The sequence below is a fragment of the Fervidobacterium changbaicum genome, from assembly GCF_004117075.1.
Taxonomy (GTDB): Bacteria; Thermotogota; Thermotogae; order Thermotogales; family Fervidobacteriaceae; genus Fervidobacterium; species Fervidobacterium islandicum.
In genome coordinates, this window is the sequence record NZ_CP026721.1 from 838,171 (window position 1) to 859,426 (window position 21,256).

At 41.7% G+C, this 21,256-nt stretch carries 20 protein-coding genes; 1 reads left to right on the forward strand and 19 read right to left on the reverse strand.

What is annotated here, in order from left to right; all coding sequences use genetic code 11:
• Window positions 1-3: 3 nt before the first annotated feature.
• Genes abc-f through pheT form a run of 5 tightly spaced genes read right to left on the reverse strand, consistent with a single transcriptional unit; the run spans window position 4 to window position 6,909 of the window.
• Window positions 4-1,743, reverse strand: coding sequence for a ribosomal protection-like ABC-F family protein (abc-f, locus tag CBS1_RS03970; protein ID WP_033191947.1), 1,740 nt, complete (start codon window positions 1,741-1,743; stop codon window positions 4-6).
• Entirely contained in the window at window positions 1,740-2,807 is a 1,068-nt protein-coding gene (locus CBS1_RS03975) for an acyltransferase family protein (protein ID WP_090222888.1), read from the reverse strand. The genes abc-f and CBS1_RS03975 overlap by 4 nt, the downstream gene beginning before the upstream one ends.
• A gap of 8 nt (window positions 2,808-2,815) precedes the next feature.
• A complete protein-coding gene (locus CBS1_RS03980; RefSeq protein WP_090222890.1) occupies window positions 2,816-3,715 on the reverse strand; it encodes a DMT family transporter in 900 nt (299 codons plus the stop codon).
• Window positions 3,716-3,730: 15 nt separating this feature from the next.
• On the reverse strand, window positions 3,731-4,513 hold the full coding sequence (locus CBS1_RS03985; protein WP_236938338.1) for a SagB/ThcOx family dehydrogenase: 783 nt from the start codon (window positions 4,511-4,513) through the stop codon (window positions 3,731-3,733).
• A 53-nt stretch (window positions 4,514-4,566) separates the two neighbouring features.
• Complete coding sequence (gene pheT, locus CBS1_RS03990) at window positions 4,567-6,909, reverse strand: phenylalanine--tRNA ligase subunit beta (RefSeq protein ID WP_033191950.1); 2,343 nt, start codon at window positions 6,907-6,909, stop codon at window positions 4,567-4,569.
• 213 nt (window positions 6,910-7,122) lie between these two features.
• Here pheT and CBS1_RS03995 point away from each other — a divergent pair, with 213 nt between their 5' ends.
• Window positions 7,123-8,322, forward strand: a complete 1,200-nt coding sequence (locus tag CBS1_RS03995) for an IS110 family RNA-guided transposase (RefSeq protein WP_236938522.1) — start codon at window positions 7,123-7,125, stop codon at window positions 8,320-8,322.
• A 29-nt stretch (window positions 8,323-8,351) separates the two neighbouring features.
• Here CBS1_RS03995 and CBS1_RS04000 read toward each other — a convergent pair whose 3' ends face one another.
• From CBS1_RS04000 to CBS1_RS04070, 14 genes are all read right to left on the reverse strand, one after another.
• Window positions 8,352-8,975 (reverse strand): hypothetical protein, encoded by a 624-nt coding sequence (locus CBS1_RS04000; protein ID WP_033191951.1) that lies wholly within the window; start codon window positions 8,973-8,975, stop codon window positions 8,352-8,354.
• 33 nt (window positions 8,976-9,008) lie between these two features.
• Entirely contained in the window at window positions 9,009-11,435 is a 2,427-nt protein-coding gene (locus CBS1_RS10630) for a hypothetical protein (RefSeq protein WP_090221918.1), read from the reverse strand.
• A gap of 31 nt (window positions 11,436-11,466) precedes the next feature.
• Window positions 11,467-12,084: a bifunctional nuclease family protein gene (locus tag CBS1_RS04015; RefSeq protein ID WP_090221920.1), complete on the reverse strand. Its 618-nt coding sequence runs from the start codon at window positions 12,082-12,084 to the stop codon at window positions 11,467-11,469.
• A complete protein-coding gene (locus CBS1_RS04020) occupies window positions 12,065-12,859 on the reverse strand; it encodes a lysophospholipid acyltransferase family protein (RefSeq protein ID WP_090221922.1) in 795 nt (264 codons plus the stop codon). Before CBS1_RS04020 ends, CBS1_RS04015 begins: the two co-directional genes overlap by 20 nt.
• A complete protein-coding gene (locus tag CBS1_RS04025; RefSeq protein WP_033191954.1) occupies window positions 12,849-13,502 on the reverse strand; it encodes a hypothetical protein in 654 nt (217 codons plus the stop codon). Before CBS1_RS04025 ends, CBS1_RS04020 begins: the two co-directional genes overlap by 11 nt.
• Window positions 13,499-13,969 (reverse strand): tetratricopeptide repeat protein, encoded by a 471-nt coding sequence (locus CBS1_RS04030; protein WP_176759472.1) that lies wholly within the window; start codon window positions 13,967-13,969, stop codon window positions 13,499-13,501. The genes CBS1_RS04025 and CBS1_RS04030 overlap by 4 nt, the downstream gene beginning before the upstream one ends.
• Window positions 13,970-13,988: 19 nt before the next feature.
• Entirely contained in the window at window positions 13,989-15,533 is a 1,545-nt protein-coding gene (locus tag CBS1_RS04035; protein WP_090221924.1) for a hypothetical protein, read from the reverse strand.
• A 21-nt stretch (window positions 15,534-15,554) separates the two neighbouring features.
• A complete protein-coding gene (gene plsY / locus CBS1_RS04040; protein WP_090221925.1) occupies window positions 15,555-16,172 on the reverse strand; it encodes a glycerol-3-phosphate 1-O-acyltransferase PlsY in 618 nt (205 codons plus the stop codon).
• Between the two features lie 39 nt (window positions 16,173-16,211).
• Window positions 16,212-16,916, reverse strand: coding sequence for a hypothetical protein (locus tag CBS1_RS04045; RefSeq protein ID WP_090221927.1), 705 nt, complete (start codon window positions 16,914-16,916; stop codon window positions 16,212-16,214).
• Between the two features lie 169 nt (window positions 16,917-17,085).
• A complete protein-coding gene (gene flgG / locus CBS1_RS04050) occupies window positions 17,086-17,871 on the reverse strand; it encodes a flagellar basal-body rod protein FlgG (protein WP_033191957.1) in 786 nt (261 codons plus the stop codon).
• Between the two features lie 23 nt (window positions 17,872-17,894).
• A complete protein-coding gene (locus CBS1_RS04055; protein ID WP_090221929.1) occupies window positions 17,895-18,659 on the reverse strand; it encodes a flagellar hook-basal body protein in 765 nt (254 codons plus the stop codon).
• A 23-nt stretch (window positions 18,660-18,682) separates the two neighbouring features.
• Window positions 18,683-19,693 carry a rod shape-determining protein gene (mreB, locus tag CBS1_RS04060; RefSeq protein WP_090221930.1) on the reverse strand — a complete coding sequence of 337 codons (1,011 nt, stop codon included), beginning with the start codon at window positions 19,691-19,693 and terminating at the stop codon, window positions 18,683-18,685.
• The gene (locus tag CBS1_RS04065) at window positions 19,668-20,525 is read right to left on the reverse strand and encodes a DMT family transporter (protein WP_084384066.1); all 858 of its coding nucleotides are present in this window, start codon (window positions 20,523-20,525) and stop codon (window positions 19,668-19,670) included. Before CBS1_RS04065 ends, mreB begins: the two co-directional genes overlap by 26 nt.
• Window positions 20,526-20,561: 36 nt before the next feature.
• Entirely contained in the window at window positions 20,562-21,080 is a 519-nt protein-coding gene (locus tag CBS1_RS04070) for a TIGR00725 family protein (protein WP_033192666.1), read from the reverse strand.
• Between the last annotated feature and the right edge of the window lie 176 nt (window positions 21,081-21,256).

Consider the following 21,256-nt stretch of genomic DNA (forward strand, 5'->3'; position numbering starts at 1 on the left):
TTTTTAACTGTCCGTGGCTTCTAACTCCCTTATCTTTCTTTCAAGTTCTTCGGAAGTTTCAATTATCGTCAGCAATTCTTCTTCCAATTGTTCCTTTTCACTCATCAGTTCCATCAGTTTAACGTAGTCTTGTTCTATGTGCATCCGTCTTTCCAAATCGTTTAGCAGATCTGTTATCTGCATTTCTCTTGCCTTCAAGTCTTCGACTTGTTTCTTCCAGCTTTTCAGCTGATTTCTCAGCTTCTTTTTCTCCTCAAAATCCACATTCTTCTCCTTCTCAACCTTCTTTTTTTCTTTGGCAAAAAATACCGGCTCGTTCGATTCAACTAGTTCACCGTTTTTGATGGTGAAGAACCTATTGCAGACATTTCTAATCAGCTCGAGGTCGTGAGAGACCAGCAGAACTGACCCTTTATATTCCTTAAGTGCCGATTCAAGGGCTTCTACCGTTTCCAAATCCATGTGGTTCGTCGGCTCGTCCAGAATAAGAACGTTTGGTTTTCTCAGCAAGACTTTCGCCAATGCAAGTATCTGCCTTTCACCACCACTCAAATCGCTAACCGTTTTGAAGACATCTTCGCCACGAAATCCAAATCTGCCGGCGTATGCCCTGATGACGTAGTCCGGTCTGTCAGGCATTTCCTCAAACAACTCGTCGAATACAGTATTTTCCAAATCAAGTTGGTCTACGAACTGTTCAAGGTAAACGGCTTTTACATTGTATCCAGAAATTACTTGTCCGGTGTAATTAATCTGCCCAGTTATAATCTTCAGTAGCGTTGTTTTACCAGAGCCATTTGGTCCAACAATCGCTAATTTGTCTCCTTGATACACGGTGAACGAAACATTCCTCAGTAAATTATTCCAAGAGACGTTTTTGACCTCAAGAACAACGTATCCAGTGTTGTCAGGTTCCGGAATGCTTATATTTTTCTCCTCTTCCTCAATGTAAAGGTTTGGCATATTTTCAAGCTCTTCGAGCATCTTTTCAAGCATTTTTTCTTTACTTTTTGCTTGCTTTGTGAACTTTTCCCTGCCCCACTTCTTGTACCTGTCTATTATCGTTCTCAACCGCTCAATTTCACGCTGGATATTCGCGAGTTGTCTTCTTTGAGTTTCCATGATCCTTTGCCTCTCCAAATGGTAACTATCGAAGCCCATGTCGAAAACCCAGATGCGCTCGTTGTTTATCTCCCAAAACTTCTCGCATGTATTTCTGAGAAAATCCCTATCGTGCGAGATGATTATATACCCTCCGCGGAACGTTCTCAGCAATTCTTTCAGAAACTCTATGCTCTCGATATCAAGAAAGTTTGTAGGCTCATCCAACAGCAGAAAATCAGGGTCTTCAACAAAAAGCCTGCCCAACTGCAATTTCGTTCTTTCCCCACCGCTGAATGTTGAAATATCCCTCTCCCAATCCTCTTCCGGAAAACCTAATCCCTTCAGTATACTCCGCACTTGCTTTTGTTTCTCTGGTGTATCGGCAACTTTCATATAGTACTCGTAAGGCGTCTTTGCTTCAAAAGTTCTGTATTGGTCCATGTAAAGCACTTTACCTTGGACCGTTATTTCTCCCTGATAGTCTTTGAAAATTCCCGCAATCGCCTTCAACAACGTACTCTTTCCACTGCCGTTTTTCCCCATCAGACCTATCCTGTCTCTCGAGAGTACGGTAGCATTGAAACTCGAAAAGAGCGTTTTTTCTGGAAAGGATATCGAAAGGTTCTTAATTGTTATCATTTCTCAGAACTCCTCTCTTTCCTAAGTCCGTTCACAAACAGATCCGGCTGGGTTAAAAGTAACTTCACAGAATTTGGTAATAGCACCATTAACATTGTCATCGCTCCGAAAGTTAACGCGAAGGCGATGTACCAGTATTGTCGTAACGTCTCTTCGGTAACAACAAAACCTAAAGCCATAGTGAACAGCACCACTAAACCGCCAATCAATATGTGGTACCCAAAGGCGAAAATGGCGTTATCTGAGAAAAGTTTTGGAATATAAAGTACGTATTTTGCAATGAACCTACGCATTAAACCATCCTTATTTGTCGAGTTGATAGCAAATTGTTCAATATCTTTACCTATCCAAAGAAAGAACATCGCCGTTCCAAGCTCACCAGCAAGTGTTAGTATGGGGTTGATTCCGTAATGATCCATATTCCACGAAGTACCATCAACAAACAGAGCAACTAACGTCCAAACAATCAATCCGGTAAAGCCAATTACTCCCAAGTACCTCTCAAAATCCTTCTTCTTTTCTTTCACCAACTTTCCAAGCCAGAACATGTAAAGCCCGGAAAATGCTACGTCGACCTTGAAAGGAAGCGCACCTGGTTGAATAAATCTTAGAAAGATCCCGAGAGCCAGCGTGTATGGAAGTATTTGAAATTTACTAAACAGCAAAAAGAAAAACTCTGCTACGAAAAGAAAAATCAAATACCACAGTGGTACGATTGTAAGCGGAATTTGATCAAGCAGATCCGTCCTAACCAAAAGAAAGTTCTTCAGATAGGTTAGGTTGTCAGCCTTTCTAAAACCTTCCGGAACGGTAATTATCCATACTATGTAACCGATCAACCCTATGTAGTAATAAGATATGACCATTGTGATGCGCTTTTTGAAAAATTCCCTGAAGCTCAAAGCCTTCATCAAATAACCAGACAAGAAAGGGAAGACGACGATCACATACGAGATAAACGCGAACATCTTCTCAGGAACCTGCGAGTGTGCTAAGACAACCATTATCAGCGCTGTACCTCTGGTATAGTCGATCCAAAGCTCACGTTTCTTACTCTCCCCCATCCTTGCATTTAACCCTGCCTTTCCATCATCTCAGGTTCTCTCTCACTTAAATTCAATACACCTAGTATTATTGAAACGACCATAAGCAAACCTCCAATGAGTTGTAGTGCGGTCAGATGCTCTTTTAGAATTAGAACAGATAGAATCATCGCAAAGAGAGGCTCGCCAACAAATATGAGAGCCGAAATATTGCTACCTACAACTTTCTGATACTTCGCTTGGATAATTATCGCAACGATTGTGGCTGTTACTGCTGTAAAGGTCGCAACAAAGAGCGCATTTAAAGAGAACGACCACTTGTCGCTACCACTCTGGTAAAACAAGTTAAATATCGTGTTTAAGAGCGCCACTGTGAAGAACTGTGGAGTTAGCAAAGCGTATTCACTGACCTGCTTTGAGTACTTTGTTATCAAAACAACATGTAGTGCGTACATGACACCGCAAATTGTTGTAAGAAAATCTCCGAAGTTATAGCCACTGATTCCACCACTAAGCATGTACATTCCAATCAGAGCTCCAGTAAAGCCGACAACTTGAAGTTTTCTCACTTTCTCATGTTCAACGAGGTAAGAAAAAAACGGTACGATGACTATATACAGCGAAGTGATAAACCCGCTCTTCGTGGACGTAGTTATCGTCAATCCCCAGGTTTGTGTAGCGTATGCGATAGCCATGACTAACCCCAGTATACTTCCGCGCTTCCAGTCGGATTTTCTAAAAAGAAGCGCCGATAAAAAAGTTGCGATCCAAAACCGGATCGCATTGTACAGAAATGGGGAAACTTCTTTATTGAGCACGAGCTTTTGGATGGGAAAGGTCAGTCCCCACAAAAACGTAAGAGTTAAAAGCCAAAAAACAGCTATGAACTTATCTTTCAAAGTGTATTCTTTTACAACTCCATTCCTCATATCAGCCTCCAGATCTTATCCTTTTGAAATTTTTCCCACAGGTGCAAGATAAACGACCATTTCATCTTGTCCATCTACACCAAGAAACCTGTCCATGAGCTCTTGAGAATACGCAGCTATCGCGCACGTTCCAGCTTCTATCGCTTCACACGCAAGGTAGAGATTTTGACAAACGTGCCCCGCATCCAAAAGTATCACTTTATGCGATGCAGGACCGTACCGCCATTCCGTTCTGTAAGGTACAGCCGTCCAGATGAACACAACGGACGATTGACCGACGAATTCTTGTTCTAACGTCGCGTGGATAATCTCTTCCCTCAGATATCTATCCTTCCGATGTAAAATCAAAGAATGTTCGAGAGGTAAATATCTGTACACTGCTTCTTCCAGTCCTTCGACGTTTATAACGTAAAGATACGTTTCAAAGGGATGCCTCGCTCCAGCTGAAGGAACCGTTCTAAATGTAGCTTTTGGAGTTACATTCCTTATACCCTGCGTAGTCCAAAGCAGGAACGAAAGTTCTTCTAATCTTAAAGGTTTACCGTCGTATTTCCTGTGACTTTTTCGATTCTCGATAGCCTCAAACAAGCTTTTCTTCTTGAAATCTGCAATGTCTTTAAAATCCGGCAGCTTTATCAAAAATGCGTCTTTCTGGTACGGCTTTTCAAAAGGGGGCATTTCAATCCCTTTTCTTTGGTCGCTTACGTACCTCTCTAAAATTTCCCAATTTGATTTTAAAAAATCTCGTCCTGCAGAGATCATCTTTCCAAAGTCGTTATCTTTCGGATTAAAACTCACAAGCTTCCCCCCTTTCTCCCCATTTACGTTAATCTATGCATCTGGTCAGATTATCAAAACCTTGGATTGATCCCACATTCGTTTTTGATCCTCGCTTTTATATCCTCAAGTGCAAGGTCCACCTCTTCATCGCTTAGCGTTCTTTCTGGATGTCTAAATTTCGCATAGATTGTTACACTGTAGAATTCATCGCCAACTTTTCTGTAAATATCGTCAATTCCCACTTCTTCAACGAGAGGATTCTCTTTGTAGATTTTCAACACACTCTCGATTTCGTGTCCAATCGGGATAAGGTAAGAAACATCCCTTCGCACGTACGGGAATTGAGGTAATGGCTGGTAGACACGCTTTTCTTGGGCTGAGTAGATAGCCTCAAGGTAAATCTCTCCGGCGTAAATCTCGTCTTTGACGTCGTAAAGTTTATCGGAAAGCTCCGGGTCCAGAAGGCCTACGAAGCCTATCATCTGACCTTTGTGATAAATTCCCGCAGTTACAGTCGAGACAAAACCTTTCTTTTCAATTCTTTTGAACTCGACTACCAAACCAAAGTGCTCAAAAAGTTCTTCTAACACGCCTTTCATCGTATAGAACGAAACTGTCCGTTTGTCGGTGTAGTCCTTAACCGATTCTCTTCCCGTTGCGACAAAGCCAAGTGCCTCTTGCTCATGTGGTTTTCCATAAGCAACCGAAAAGACCTTACCAACTTCAAAGAGCCTGACGTCTTTGATTTGGCGCTTGTAGTTGTAGGAAAGTGAATCAAGTAATCCATAAAGGAGCGAAGGCCTCATCGTGTCGAAATCGGAAATGATCGGATTACTTACAGGAACACCTTTACCATTTATGTCAAACTGCTCTATAATCTTGCTAGCAGCAAACGAAAGCGTGTTGGATTCATTGAAACCCATTGACGTCATGAGTGTCTTAATTTCGAATCTTCGTTTTTGCTTCTCGCTCCTGCCATGTTCTATTGCAAGCATCCTTGGCGGTTCGGCATGGAGATGTTCGTATCCATGAATTCTGCCGACTTCCTCCATTATGTCTTCTGGGAGTGAGATATCAAAGTACCTAAACGATGGGACATAAACTTCGTAGCCGTCTTTTGTCTCCTCTACCTCGAATCCCAGCGGCTCTATGTATTCTCCGATGTGTTTAATCTCTATGCCGAGCACTTTTCTTGAATAATGCTTGGGCACAAATATCTTCTTCTGTTCTATCTTCCGTGGGTAGTTGTCTACTATCTCTTTAGAAGGTACGCCTTCGGCAAGTTCTTCAATTAATTGCGAGAGCCTTTCAATAACGTAGAGTGCATCATCGAAATCAACACCCCTTTCGAACCTGTACGAAGAATCGGAAGACACGCCAAGTCTTCTGGATGCTTTCCTTATTCTGACAGGATCAAACATAGCAACTTCCAATAGTACATCCGTTGTGCCTTCTGATATTCCGGATTCTTCTCCACCCATGATTCCACCGAGTGCAAGGAGTTTCTCCCCGTCGGTTATGAGCACCTCTCCTCCAGAAAATTCATAGGTCTTCCCGTCTAATAGTAACATCTTTTCTCCCGGTCTTGCGTCCCTAACAACGATTCTTCCGCTTAGCTTCGCAAGGTCAAATGCGTGAACCGGATGCCCAGTTTCAAGCATCACATAGTTCGTTATATCAACAATGTTGTTTATTGGTCTGATTCCTGATGCAATCAATCTCTTTTGCATCCACACCGGGCTTGGACCAACTTTGACGTTTCTGATTACCCTTGCCGTGTACCTCCAGCATCCTTCGGTCTCTATGTAAACATCAACTCTATCGTTTCCTTGTGCACTTTTAACAGCCGGTATGGGAAAGTGCGGTCTACGTTTCAATCCCGCAGAGAGTTCCCTTGTAACTCCGAAGTACGAGAGCACATCCGGACGATTTGGAGTGATTTCCATCTCAAAGTACCAGTCGTTTAAACCGAGCAACTTGATAACATCTGCCCCGAGCGGTAATTGCTCATCAGTCATATAAACATGTTCGCTTTTTTGTTCGAGTCCCAATTCCTCCAAGGAACACATCATACCCTGTGAAGGGACACCGCGCATGACCTTTTCTTCGATTTCCAAACCGCTTACAAGCCTTGCCCCTTGCAGCGCGACATACACGTACTTAGCAGGTTGCACGGAAAGATCTGCCGTCAGTATAGTTCTATATTCATTACCAATATTCACCTTACAAACGACCAACTTATCAGCCTGTGGATGCTTCTCGACACTTTCGATACGCCCAACAACGATTGGACCACGAAGTGGAAAGACAGGACCTTCCTCACCAACATCAAAGCCCAGCTTTGGCAAATAATCGGAAACTTCTTCTTTGCTAACATCGATGTACTGATTAAGCCATTCCAAAGAAACTCTCACAAAGAGCACCTCCTACATAAAAATATGGTATAAATAATTTAGCTTAAAAAAATTGAGGGCAGGACAACTTATGTCACCTTGGCTTTTAAGCCATTTAAGGAGTCTGTTGCCTGCCTTTAACCATGATTAGTTGGTTGGGCTTTCAGCCCTCGTCAGCATGGAGGATTGGTTCAGCAGGCTCCCTGCCCTCATCATTCGAAAGGAGGATTTTTCATGGATAACTTCCCTGTTTTCGTCGGCATCGATGTTTCCAAGGATAAGTTCAACGTCTGCGCTATCTCTAATCCCAGTTCCATCATCTTCGAATCTTCTTTCGATATGTCCCAGCAAGGCTTTTCCTCCTTCGCAAACAAACTCTCTGCCTTCCCAAAACAATCCATCATCATCGCTATGGAATCTACTGGCTGTTATCATCTCAACCTTCTGGCTTTCCTTTCTTCCAACGACTTTGCTTGCGCTGTTTTTAATCCTCTAACTGTTAAAAACTTTGCTTCTCTTCGAAAGACCAAAACCGACAAAATCGATGCTCGCATTATCGCTACTGCTTTGTTTTACCTACAACATCAAATTCCTTCTTCTGCTTTTGTCAACTCTGAGCTTCGTGATATTGTCAGAGCACGCGAAAACATTATCCACCGCATCGCAAAAGTTAAAGGCAATATCGAAAAACTGCTCAACGTTCTTTTCCCTGAACTCGAAAGAGTTACCAATATCTACAGTGACACTATCCTCAATCTTCTTTCTCATTTCCCTTCTGCCAAGGCTATTCAAAAGGCTCGTAATCTGGATGTGTTCTTTTCCAAAGACCGTGGCAGAAGTACAAAACTTAATGCTCAAAAACTTAAAGAACTCGCTAATAACTCGATTGCTCAATATTGGCCGATGAAAGAAAAGATTCTTGTGCAAAATATCAAAGAACTACAATTTTTACAGCAACAGCTTGAAGAATACGACAAGATGATGAAAGAATATTGCGAATGTAGTGCGATAAACCTTGATATCGAGATACTCACGTCAATACCAGGTATTGGTGAAAACAGCGCGATGCATTTCTTGGCAGAAGTTGGAGATATCTCAAGATTTAGTACATACAAAAAACTCATTGCGTATTGTGGACTCGATCCAAGCATTGCCCAATCAGGCAAAAGCAAAGTAGAAGGACACATATCGAAAAGGGGCAATGCCCACCTAAGACGAATACTATGGCTAATGGCAGTGAGTGTAGTGATTCACAACGAATATTTCCGAACATACTATGAACGAAAAAGGCAGCAAGGTATACCGTACAAAAAAGCGATAATGTCAGTAGTACACAAGTTATTGCGAACGTTGTACGCAATGTTGAGAAAGAAAGAGAAGTTCAATATTGATTATGCTATCTCACACTCAAAACAAAAATTTAATTTTGCATAGTTGACTCCCAATTACTTCATTGATTGGTTTTAAAATATCAACATTTTCCAAATCACGGTAATCACAATCGCAGATAAAGGGCTTATCCACCAAGTGTAGAGATTTGTTCGCTCACGTTTCCAAAATTTGTAGAGAAAACCGAGTGCCAGTGAAAGTATAGCCAACCAATAGCTTTTGCCAAGGAAAAATACGTAAAAAGCCAATCGTTCGGAAATCCCGTCCAAATCGTTGTAATTCTCATCCCCGGGATAAAAATTCTTGAAGACATAAGTCACTGCCATTGTTACGACAGCCATCCCGAGCAAATACAACGCAAATTCCTTTGATATGTACGAATAGACAAACAAATCCGCTACCAGAAAATTCAGAATCAGTGCGACAACTAATTCTGAAAGTTCAAGGATGTGTAATTTCATCCTGTCAGATTGAATCTTTGTTCTTATAATATCACCTGCAACGTGAATGGCTATCATTGTGAGTAAAACGACGATACCCCTTGTGCTCTTGAGTAGTGTGTCGAATGTGAACGCAAGGAACGCAAAAATCGACCAAATGATGTGTTCGATGAGTTTGTAACCTTTGTAATGTCTGATCTTTGCGTTATCCGTAAATCCATGGTCTGCTACAAAGTGGGCTAAAAACAAATGCACCATCAAACTGACCTCCTTCGAAGACTACTTGGAATTCTAACCTATTTTGAAAATCAAGAGTCCCTCACTTGTCATAAGGTAAAGCTTGTCTTCCCATACTGTAGCATCGTAAACTATCCCAGCTACATCTTCAACAATCCTGTGAATGCGTCTTGCTGAAACATCTATAAGCGTGATGAAACTATCGCCTACAGCAACGACGAAATTACCAGACCTGTACAGTCCAAGATTGCCTATCCATCCTTCGCCGGTGTAGGCATAATTGCCTAGTTTGTCGAAAATGAGTAAACCGTATGCGCGCGTTGTCGCTAAGATATAATCATCGGCTACTATTGCGTATGTAAGGTCGTAGCTGTTCCTCAACCCCAACGGTGCGGTGTATTTCACTCCGTATAGGTATCTATAGACCTCCCTATTAGTCATAAAGAGTATCTCATTTCCATCGTATATAACCTTTCCATAAACACCACGTAGCGTGGCTAAAACATTCCCAGTGTTATCAACGAAATCTACTTTATCATTGCTTCTGGGCTTTGCGAAAATAGCGTAGTCTTTCGTAGCAATGAAGTCATCAGAAGGTGTCTGTTCGAAAGCCACCGTATCTGCCAATTTTCGGTAGTACACCTTCGTTTGTGTTCCATAGCTAACCCCATCGATCGTCTCTTTCAACCCCATTATGTACTCTTCCCATACTCTTGTTCCAGCTATGTAAAGTCCTTTCTCGTCAGCTGTATATACTATTCCGCCATAAACGGCAACTTGAGTACCTGGGTAATTGTAGCTCCTCAAGAACTTTACATAAGGATTGTCTCCTATCTTCCATTCATCAACGTAGAATTGTTCAGCAGAGCCGGAAGTTATGAATCGCTCGAAAACTTTCTCTTTTTCACTTCTCACACGTTCCGCAAATGTATCGTCCTTGTAAGCCGGAATTTGTGGAATTTCGAAAGCGAAAAATCTCTTGATCTCCTCAATGAACCCTTCAGATGAATAAAAGTCATTCCAACTGCCGTTGAATATCTTCAAAGTCATATAAGGAAGTCTTGCAGAATTCTTTGTAACGACCCCATCGCCTAAATTCATCGTGAGCTCAGGATAAAGTTTTTCAAGTAAACTCCCACCAACATCTATCGATAAGGGAGGTGTATTTCCCATATATGCTATCGTAGGGATATCAGTCCTATATGGGAAGTACTGCAAGCGTTTCAAAAATTCAGAATTTGGCAAGACATCGGAATAATAAATATTAACAGCTTCGATGTATGACTTCAGATAACCTTGTAACGTTGCTACAACGCTCTCAGGCAGGTTGTACAGTAACGCTGCGGCAGATGGTTTCGATGCGTACACAGTCGTAGCCAGGCGTGGGTCTACTACATTTGTCCCGTAAAATGGTGTTGACACATACGCTACCTTTCTTATATTCTTTATCTCTGGATGTGTTGCCAAGCAATAGTACAAGATAAGTCCTCCAACTTCATGAGCTAAGACATCGAATTGAACATCTGGATACCTTTTCAGTTCCTGCGCCAGTCGTTCCGCTTCAAAAAGGATGGGACTTGGGATTGGATTAGATTCTCGGAACGCCTTAAACGCTCGCGTGTAGTTGTACGATTTCGTATCGTTAAGTGGATACCTGTAGACGTAAATCGACCTTTCTGGGAAAACACCCTGCCATGTTGAAAGCGGTGTAACCTTTGCTGATTCGTAATAGCCCGCAAAATTCGCATCACTACCGGGAATGATAAGAATAGGAGGATAAGCGGAAACTACACGATACACTTCTTGAATACCAGTTTTTAAGACCTTTCCCGGAACAGAAACAACACCTAGCCAGCGAGGAACTACGAAAAAACTCGCCTCAACAAAATATCCTCTGCTATCCTTATCTATAAAACTCCCTGAGATAATGTTGTAAACTTTCCCGTCACTGCTCAAACCGGCAAAAGCGAGCGCATTCGAATCGTTGCTTCCAATAAGCCTGGAGGGGAAATAATACCTCACCTTTATTGGTAGTGTCGCCATGTCGTACCGTCCATCGCTAGGTATCAACTCGTAAATAGGACTCACAAAATTACCAGAGCTAAGCACACCTTGGACTGAGTCCTGCGAAACTACTCGCACCTTGAACGATTTCTCATAGGGAAATGCACCTGTTGGTATTGAAATGATAAGATTCTCAACAGTTTGTGTCCCTTCTGATAAAATCGCCTCAGGTAATTTTGGCCGAAATAACAACGCTATCAAAATACCAAGTAACACTATTGCACCAACAACAGAAAAGAACAAGACCTTCCTGTGCCAAAGAGAGGTCAAGAAAAATTTTAGCTTTTCTAATAATACTCCTAAGCCTTTCTGTGTTTTGGCTTGCTCTTTCGATTCAGGCTTCTTTGGTTCTTTACTCTTACCAAACTTGAGAACTGCTGCCAGTTTTGAAAAGTCGAGCTTCGGAAGTTTTGGCATCCGGATCCCCCGCTGTTTTTTGAAGATTCACTTATTGGTCATCGAAATCATCAGGATTATTGTCGTTATCTTGCTCGCCATTATCTTGACTATCTTCGTCACTTCCAAAATCTGTGAAATTCTCAGGGTTGTCATTCAGAAGTTTCTTGAATTCGCTAATATCCAGGTTCTCAATAAATTTCTTGAACTCTTCTTCATTTTCGTTTTCGTTCAGGTCCTCAAAAGTGATAGCCTCTGTTGCGATGATTTCGTTTGTTACGTAAAGTGGAGCTCCGGTTTTCAGTGAAAGGATTATACAGTCAGATGGTCTGGCATCGATTTCTATAAACGGATTCATTCCTTCTGCAGCTTCTTGTTCGGAAACGACAAGGTCCCTTAGTACTATTTTGGCGTAAAAGACGTTGTCTTTGATGGAGTGTATCACGAATCGTTCGATTCTTAGACTCAATTCACTTACCAAAGTAACTATCAAATCGTGTGTCAGTGGCCTATCAAAAGGCACCTTTTCGATAGCTATGGCCATTACACTCGCTTCGCATGCACCTATCCAAATAGGGAGAATTTTCTTTGTATTTTCAATTCCTAACAGAACAACGGGCGTGTTTGAAACTTTATCCAGTACTAAAGCTTTAACAAACGCTCTCTTCATTTTCAATCACCTCTTTTAACCTTTTCGTACCTTGCCTTATAACGCTCTCCACATATTGTCTTAGTTCTTCTTCACTCTGAAAATTCTCTGGATGAACCAATTCGCCGAACATTATGCCCGTCTTATTACCCCTAACTATCAATTTGTGCTTTGGAATCACGAGATGGTTTCCCCAGATAGCAACAGGCAGTACAGGTACTTTGGCCTTAAATGCTATTTCAAGGCTTCGAGGTTTGAACGGTAACACTTCACCATCTGGTGACCTAGTGCCTTCTGGGAAAATCACAAAGTGGTATCCCTCTTTTAGTTTTCTCATGACCTCCCTGATTGCAGTCGCAGTTTGTCTCACGTTTCCCCTATCGATTAATTCACTACCAAGGTATTTAAGATAAACGTTCACCATCGGGAACTTCTCAAGCTCCTTTTTAGCAATAAAAGGTGTTGGACCCACGTAACCGATGATAAGTGGTATATCTAAAATACTCTGATGGTTACTAACCACGATGTAATTCGTATTGACATCCGGTTTCTTGCCACAAACATAGACCTTCACACCAAGTAACTTAAAGGCCAATCTGCCAAATATTTCAATCTGCTTTAAAACAAATCTTTTTCCTCGTTCTTTGCCTAATATCAATCCAACAAGTAGGACGATAGCACCGTAGACAAATATGTAGAGAAACGCACCGACTATAAGCCAAACACTTCTTAGGATGTTGAAAAACTTCACGAAAATATTTTCGCTACTTTGCCCTATTTTGTCTTTATTTTCCATGCTCCTTCACACCCCACAACTTCGTGATCCTCACCAAAAAGATAAATAGTGATAGGACAAAGACAATCCAGCCAAAAACGGTGTTGTTTAAAGCAAATACGTACTTGTCAAAAAACGATGAAGCAATAGAAGCCAAAATGAACGAACATACCGCAGTTGACACAAGCCCCACAAATTTTGAGCTGTTCCTAACCGCATACAATCCTCCAATCAACCCTGTGAGTAGACCAATAACAACGTAAACGTACCATTCTAGCGTTAGATACGGAGTCAAAAATGATTTAATTAAGAAGCTACCTACGAGGAACGAAATAATAAAGCTTCCCAAAAAGATTATCGACTTATATAGCGAATAGAAAATTACAGCAAAGATGACGGAGATAATAATTGAATAAAGCAAAGCATTGCTCTGAAAAGAATTAGAAAGTTGCGGTAGAAATTTTTCCACAAAGTTAAATATCAAAGGGCTAACGTAACCATAACCAACGATTAGTCCCATAGCTAAAAGTGTGACCAATTCTACCAAATTTGGAAATATAAGCACAAAAACTGAAAGTGGAAGAAAGAGATACCAGCTTGAAGTAAAAAATTCGGCCAATTTTTTTATATTCTGGATGTCAAAATTCACACTAGTTCCACTCACAACTCCAATCCCCCTTCCACGTACTTTTCAACTTCCGCTTTCACTCTCTCGTCCATGAGCCTTTCCTTGGCCTTTTTCTTATTTCCCAACGCTATGTAACACAAGGCCAACTGGACATCCAAATCAAAGCTTTTCAAACCGAGTTTTTCTGCCTTCTCAAAGAACATAACTGCCTCGTTGTATCTATCAACTTCCATAAGCGCACAAGCAAGGTTGAAATAAGCTAAGGGAAAATTAGGAGATAACTGAATCGCTTTCTTATACATCTCAATGGCTCTTCCCAACATTCCTTGCCTTCTGAACACATTTCCCATGTTATTGAAAACCTCAGGTATCTCATATCGCGCAAGCTCGTTGTAAATCTCTAAGGCCTTTTCGTATTCACCATTTTCCGTCAGCCTTACAGCTTCTTTTAGCAAAAACTCCATGTTGACACGCTTATCGTCGGCTCTTTGTTTTTCCGCCATATCCACCACCAAAATGTTATTATTCTTTCTTTTTCCCAACAGAATCCAATACCATCTTCTGCGTATAGAACATCGTATCGTAATAAATCTGCTCCTTAAAAGCAACCTTTGCACTCAGCTTAATTATGCCTGGCGGAACAGGTTTGAGATACACCCATTTGGCAATCCACACGACCTTCTTGCTTAATAGATCGTCAGAATTTCGAACACTCCCGGTAAACTTCGTCAAAATCGGGCAATTACCAACAACCCTGACTCCCTGGAGCCTGTAAGACACAAGCTCCCCAGAGCACTTTTCAACTTTTACGTGTTGAACATCTTTCTGTTCAGCGTAGATGTCCGTAGGTACGTAGATATCGTGCTCGTACATTGAAAGAGCGTATTTTATGTAGTGTATCTCATCCCCAAATAAGTCCTCAACACTGATGTAAGCGTACGCGCTATTTTCATCGAATGAAACGTCTTGAATATTTACTAATATAGGTTTATCATCCTTAAACGTGTACTGCTCAACAGTGTTTCCTTTCCACTTGATTGCAAAGAGTGTGGGATAAGAGTACTCGATGAAATCCACATCCTTTAAGGGATAATCTTTCCCACCAGCTACGAGCTTATCTTTTCCAAGGTATATCAAATCACCGTAGGGAGTTACTTCGAAAGACCAGACCTTTTCAGCAAGGCTCACTTCGCCAACCTTTTCCAGAGTGTCTAACTTAAAAATCTCTATTTTCTGCTTTAGCGCATCTAAAATGTAAATTCTATCGATTGTCATTTCAGCATCAAGGCAGAACGTCCTTTGCGGCAGCTTGAAATTACTACGCTCTTTCGTTCTCGTATTGAACTTCACTACTCTGTCGAAGTCCACAATGTAAATAGTTCCCGAGCGGTCTGCACCTGCGATGTACGGAACTTGGAGGTCGCTTAAAAGCTCTTGCTCTTTTTCATCGTAAAGTGATTTATTCCCGAGTAAGTATAAGTTGCCATCTCTGTTGTAGAAGATCTGCTTTACATCCTTTGAGATTTTCCTGATCTTCAGCATCTTGTTATTTTTGAAATACACAAGCCTCTTATTCTTCTGATCCAAGAGCACCAAATTATCACCGTAGACAGTCAAACTCGTCGGTGTTTGGAAATATTCTATTCCCCTGACATTTCCTTTAATAGAATCCACATAACCCATCGTGAACGATTGCGAAGGCCCAAGATTCAGTTTTCTGAAATAATTAACTTTCCCCACAAGATTATCGATGTCGTCATTTCTAACAAGCAGTGTAAAATTTCTAAAATCTTCCAAAGCCTTATCTACCAGTCCGTTAGCAATAGCAAGCCTACCTCTCAAATACCAGAAATACGGTAGTTCTTCAACGTATATCCTACCTGACATTGCCTTAACAGATAGATCGTACGCACTTTTGAAATCCCCAGCGTAAACTTTCTCCAAAGCCTGAGTGAAGTAAGTTCTGGCAGTTTCCTCATCTATTATGCCATACATTGACACGGAAATTAATATCAGCGAACACAACACGAAAACCCTGAATAATTCTTTTGCAAAGTGTACCTTCACTTTTACCTCTCCCCAATTATCTCACTTTCCTTTGCGCTCGTATTTGTCCATCCATCCTAAGAAATAATCGACCACGTTTGTTTTTCTCTCAGTGCCGTTCAAAAGCCTTTTTATGTTCTCTTTATGCCTGTACACAGAAAAGAGCGCAAGAGCCAAGAATATCACCCAGTAATCTTTACCAAAGGCAAGTGCAAAAAAAGCACCAGCAAGCAGTCCGACGATTGAACCGACAGACACGTACTGCGTGGTTGCAACGATAGCGATCCACACTCCAAGCGCGAACAAACCTGCCTGAGGATATATCGCAAAGAAGGTCCCAAGTGTGGTAGCAACGCCTTTCCCACCTTTGAACTTAACAAACGGAGAATAGCAATGGCCTACCACAGACATAGCACCAGCCATCACCATCGGATGTTCACCAAATGGCTTGAATATTAAAACAGCAACAACTGCTTTAATAATATCTAAAAACATCGCAAGTGCACCGTATTTTGTTCCCATATTCCTTAGTACGTTAGTACCACCAACGTTTCCACTACCAACTTTTGTTATATCCACACCTTTCAACTTCGGGATAATGTAACTAAACGGTATCGCACCGAAGAAATATCCCACAACAGCCGCCCAAAACAGTTCCACATTACATCCCTCCACGAAGACAGAGTGTTTTAGTGCGCCTTATCGTACGTAATTCTCAAAGTTATCTTCACCTACAAGAGTTATAAGAATCTCTTTGTAGCTTGGATGTAGGTTTATCATGTTCGTTAAAGCCTGTTTGATGGTCTCTAATTCCTCTCCTTTGAAGTCACCACTATCGATTGCCTGTACCAGGTCGTTGATGATTTCTGGAATATCAAGATAAGAAAGCACCATAGCAACCTGAGCTCCGTACATGAATCGCTCTTCACCTTCCAGTAACATATAGCGTAAAAGCGGATAGAACTGCTCACCAGCACCAAGTTTTGCTAAAGCCTCGTATATAACCAGTTGGGCTTCCTCAAAATCGTATAGTTCCAATGACTTGGTGATATCTGCAATTAACCTTCTCAACCCCAAATCTCCAGCTAAATCGATTAAATAGAGTAAAGGTACGTCGTTTTTTACCCCGCTCCTTACCTTTTCCTTAATCGTCTTTTCCAATTTTGGAGCTATTTTCTCTCCTAATCTGTAAAGCACTTCAGTAACGATCTCTCTTACTTCGGGATCGTCATCTTCCTTTTCAAGCAGAGCTATCATCTCATCGTAAGCAGCTTCTCCCTTTTCTTCAATTATTCTTCTTATCAATTCCTCTCTTTGCCTTTCCCGTGCTTCGTTTTGTTCTCTGTTATAACCTCCATCGTTTGCATTACCGAAATCATCAAAAAAAATGCCGTTTCCAGCCACGGTTCTATACTCCTCCTTCTTAAACTCTTTCGCATAAACTTCCAAATATTCCACAATATTATATCACAACTTTCATCCGATGAATCATTGTAGGCAAACACACGACAAAAACAAACCCCAAGGCTGAGCCTTGGGGTCGTGCAGCTTTTTGCCTCACACTACTAAGCTATTATCTTCTCAAGTTGCTTGCCGTTTGAAGCATCTGGTCAGCCGTCATGATGGACCTTGAGTTGAACTCGTACGCCCTCATAGCGGTAATCATATCGACCATTTCTTTTACTACGTCTACATTTGACTTCTCAACGTAACCTTGCATAATTGTTCCAAAACCATCCTGACCAGCGGTTCCCTCAATTGGATCACCGCTCGCAGCGGTTGCTACGTAGAGATTGTCACCTATCGATTTTAAACCAGCGGGGTTAACGAAGCGTGTTAGCGTTATTGTTCCAAGTTGCTGGATCGTTCCATCCGCAAGTTCGACAGAGACTATGCCATCCGGTGAAACCGTTAGAGATACCGCGTTTTGTGGTACAACGATGGCAGGTGATAAAAGCAAACCATTGGCAGTCACTATCCTGCCTTGGTTGTCCAACTTGAATTGACCATCTCTTGTGTATGCGATTCTACCATCTTGGAGCTGTATTTGGAAAAAGCCGTCACCACTGATAGCCAAATCTAAAGCGTTCCCTGTGTTTTCTATATTTCCTTGCGTAAAAATCCTTGTCGTTGCCGCAAGTCTGACGCCATGACCAATGTAAATACCCGTTGGCGTCGTGGAATTCTGAGCGGTTGCGGCACCTGCATTTTTCGAGTAGCTGTAAATTAAGTCCTGAAACTCAGCTTTGACCTTCTTATACCCAGCGGTATCAACATTCGCAATGTTGTTGGAAACCGTGTCCATCTTAAATTGCTGAGACCACATACCCGTTGCTGCAGTGTACAGACTGTTGATCATCTATACCCCTCCTCACCTTCTAATTACCTTAAAGCTCCTACGTTGTTTATAACCTTGTTCAGCAGTTCGTCGTGGACGACTATAGCTTTGGAAGATGCGTCATAGTGTCTCTGAGCTTCTATCATCTTTACCATTTCACGAACAACGTTCACATTTGATTTTTCTACGTAGCCCTGTAAAATCCTAACGCCGGAGTTTGGATTATTTAAATCCACAATCTGTGCTTGACCGGTGAAGAGGGCTTCACCTATTTTTCTCGGTTCGCGCAACACGTAGATTGGAATGCTTGAAACCAAATTTCTGTTTGCATCGTAAACATTTCCCGATTCGTCTATATATCCGTTTTCTGGCAGTGTTACCTCCTGACCGTTTGAATCTAGCAGATAGTACCCTTGTGTATTCACCAAACGCCTATCTTTATCTGCGATGAACTCTCCGTTTCTTGTGTAAAAAACCTGATCTCCCTTTCTTACAGCAAAAAATCCATCGCCACTAATTGCCAAATGTGTAGGCACGTTGGTTTGCTCAAGTATACCCTGCGAGTAGTGTGTACGAATTTCATCAACGATAATTGCCTGCTCGACATCGCCTATCTTTGCAAACTCAACCTTCCTATTCTCAGGTTCTGGTTTGATGCGATATATTTCCCGAGTAAAGTAGCATTTGAAAGCCGGAGTATCAGCTTTATATCCATTTGTCTCTACATTAGCCAAATTGTTTGCAACAACATCCATCCTTGTTATGTCGGCAAGCATACCCATCGCTGCTGTGTACACACCACGGTACAAGAAAATCCCTCCAATGCGTTTATTTACTTCTCATAAGTTACTGCAACGTGTTTCAACAATTCTTCATCTTCCAACAATCGACCCGTTCCCTTCGCAACGCACAAAAGTGGTTCATCGGCAACCCTACACGGCACACCTATGTCTTCCTCTATGGCTTTATCTATGCCCCTCAAAAGTGCGCCACCGCCCGTTAGCATGATCCCGTGTTCCACAATATCTGCTGAGAGTTCCGGAGGAGTTTTTTCAAGAACCAGCTTTATCCTTGAGATGATATTATCAACTACAGGTCTAATCATCTTGTAGACATCTGTTGAATTTATCACTTCGGTCCTTGGAAGACCTGTTACCGCATCTCTACCTCTCACTTCCAATTCTAAGTCTTCTACGTCTGGATGTACTTTTCCTATCTTTATTTTTATTTCCTCAGCAGTCGTGTCTCCAATGAGTAACCCAAAGTTCCTTCTCACACCTTTAACAATTGCATCATCGAGCGCGTTACCGGCGAGTTTGATGGAATCTCCAACAACAATCCCACCCATGCTTATCACGGCGATATCAGTTGTTCCACCACCGATGTCGACAATCATGTTCCCCATCGGTTTCATAACATCAAGCCCAATACCAATAGCTGCTGCCGTTGGTTCAAGAACTATGTGCACCCTCTTTGCTCCCGCTTTGAGAGCTGCATCGTAGACCGCTCTTTGCTCAACACTCGTTGTCTTCGTTGGTATACCGATTACCATGTTGCATTTGATGAACAGTCCTTTGTTTAGCTTTTTCATAAAGTACTTGAGCACTTCTGCAATGATGGTGTAATCGGCAATAACACCGTCCCTCATAGGCTTAACGGCCATCACTTTTTCTTCAGGCGTCTTTCCAAACATCTCCTTAGCCTCTGAACCGATTGCGATGATCTTTCCCGTTTTCCTTTCGATCGCTACAACGGAAGGCTCGTTGAGCACAATACCCTTTCCCTGCTGATAAACGATGAAGTTCGCCGTTCCAAGGTCAATTCCTAAGTCGTTTTTTGCCATACTCTTCTCCCCTTTCGAAGATGTATAATCCTAATACCAACATTGTTACACCAAGGATATTGTAAATCGTCGGTTCTGACTTCATTAAAACGAACTCAGAAATAACGGTCACAATCGGAATAAAATATATGAAGTTCGTTGTCCGCCTATCGCCTATTATTTCAATAGATTTATTCCAGAGCAAGTAGCCAAGAGCAGAACAAACCACACCAAGGTAAATCAAACTCAAGGCACTTTTCACTTCGAATGTAACTTTCATATCTTGGAAAAACGCAAAGGGAATCAACGTTACAACTCCCCAAAATGTGATAGAAAAAGTCTGGTCAATTCCTGACACGTCTTTTATCCTAACTACATAGTGCGTGTAGAAGACCCAAGAAACCGCCGCTCCAAACGCCAAGATATCACCAATTGGATTAAGCTTCATCAACCGCCCATTTAGAATAACAAGCGCAACACCTAGAAACGCAAGGACCGAGCCAACGTAGTGGTACTTTGTAGTTTCAACCTTATGTATCAGATGAGTGAAAAGCACGTACAACAAAGGAACACTCGAAACAATAACCGCCGCGTTCGTTGGTGATGTGTACCTCAGCGCCGTGTTTTCGAACACGAAGTACATCGTAATCCCCCAAAAACCAGACCAGAATGCATTGATATCCCCTATTTTCCTTTTCTTAGTGAACGGTAAAAGCACAACCAACGCAATCAAAAACCTATAAAGCGCAGCCGGAAAAGGTTCAAAAACATTAACAACAAACTTTGTTGCTACAAACGATGCCCCCCAAAATATTGTAACAAGCACAACCGGAACGTACTGCAGTAGACTCACAAGAACATCCCTCCAAGAAAGTCATTAGCTGCGTTCTCATCTCAATATACTGTCCAGTATATCTATAACCTCATCGACGCTCCACGCTTGATAAACTTCAGATAGCTTTCGATTATCAAGATACTTTCCATCGATCAAGACCGTGGCGATTCTATCCGTCCATCCACCAGTTCCCCTTAGTAAGATTACCGGTTTCCCATTCGCATACGAAGCGAGAATCTCTAATGCCGTTCCAATTTCTCCGCCTATAGAAACGACAGCATCAACGCTTTTTACCAAAACAAAAGACCTCATCTGGAAATCCAAACCGGTCTTCACGACCAAGTCGTTAAATTCATTAGCATCTTCGCCTTCCCAAGGCAGTATTCCAACGCAAAAGCCTCCTACCGACTTAACCCCTTTCGATACCAATTCCATTACACCGTTTCTTCCACCGGTAAATACTGTGTACCTTTTACCTAGTTCTTGCCCCAGCTTCAAACACAGCTCAGCAATTTCTCGGATCGGAGTACTTTCAGTATTTCCCGAATAACCAATAACACCGATATTTTTCACACTTTCTTTTTTGCCCATTTTTAAACCTCCAACATGTAGAATTATTGGATGTACCACCTATTAAAAAAGTATACCATAACAACTAAGAGCGGCAAAATAGAAATCAAAAAAATTCTTTGAAAAGGTGGTATAATAAAGAAGAGAGTTCGAAAAACAAAAGGGAGTAAAGAAACTAT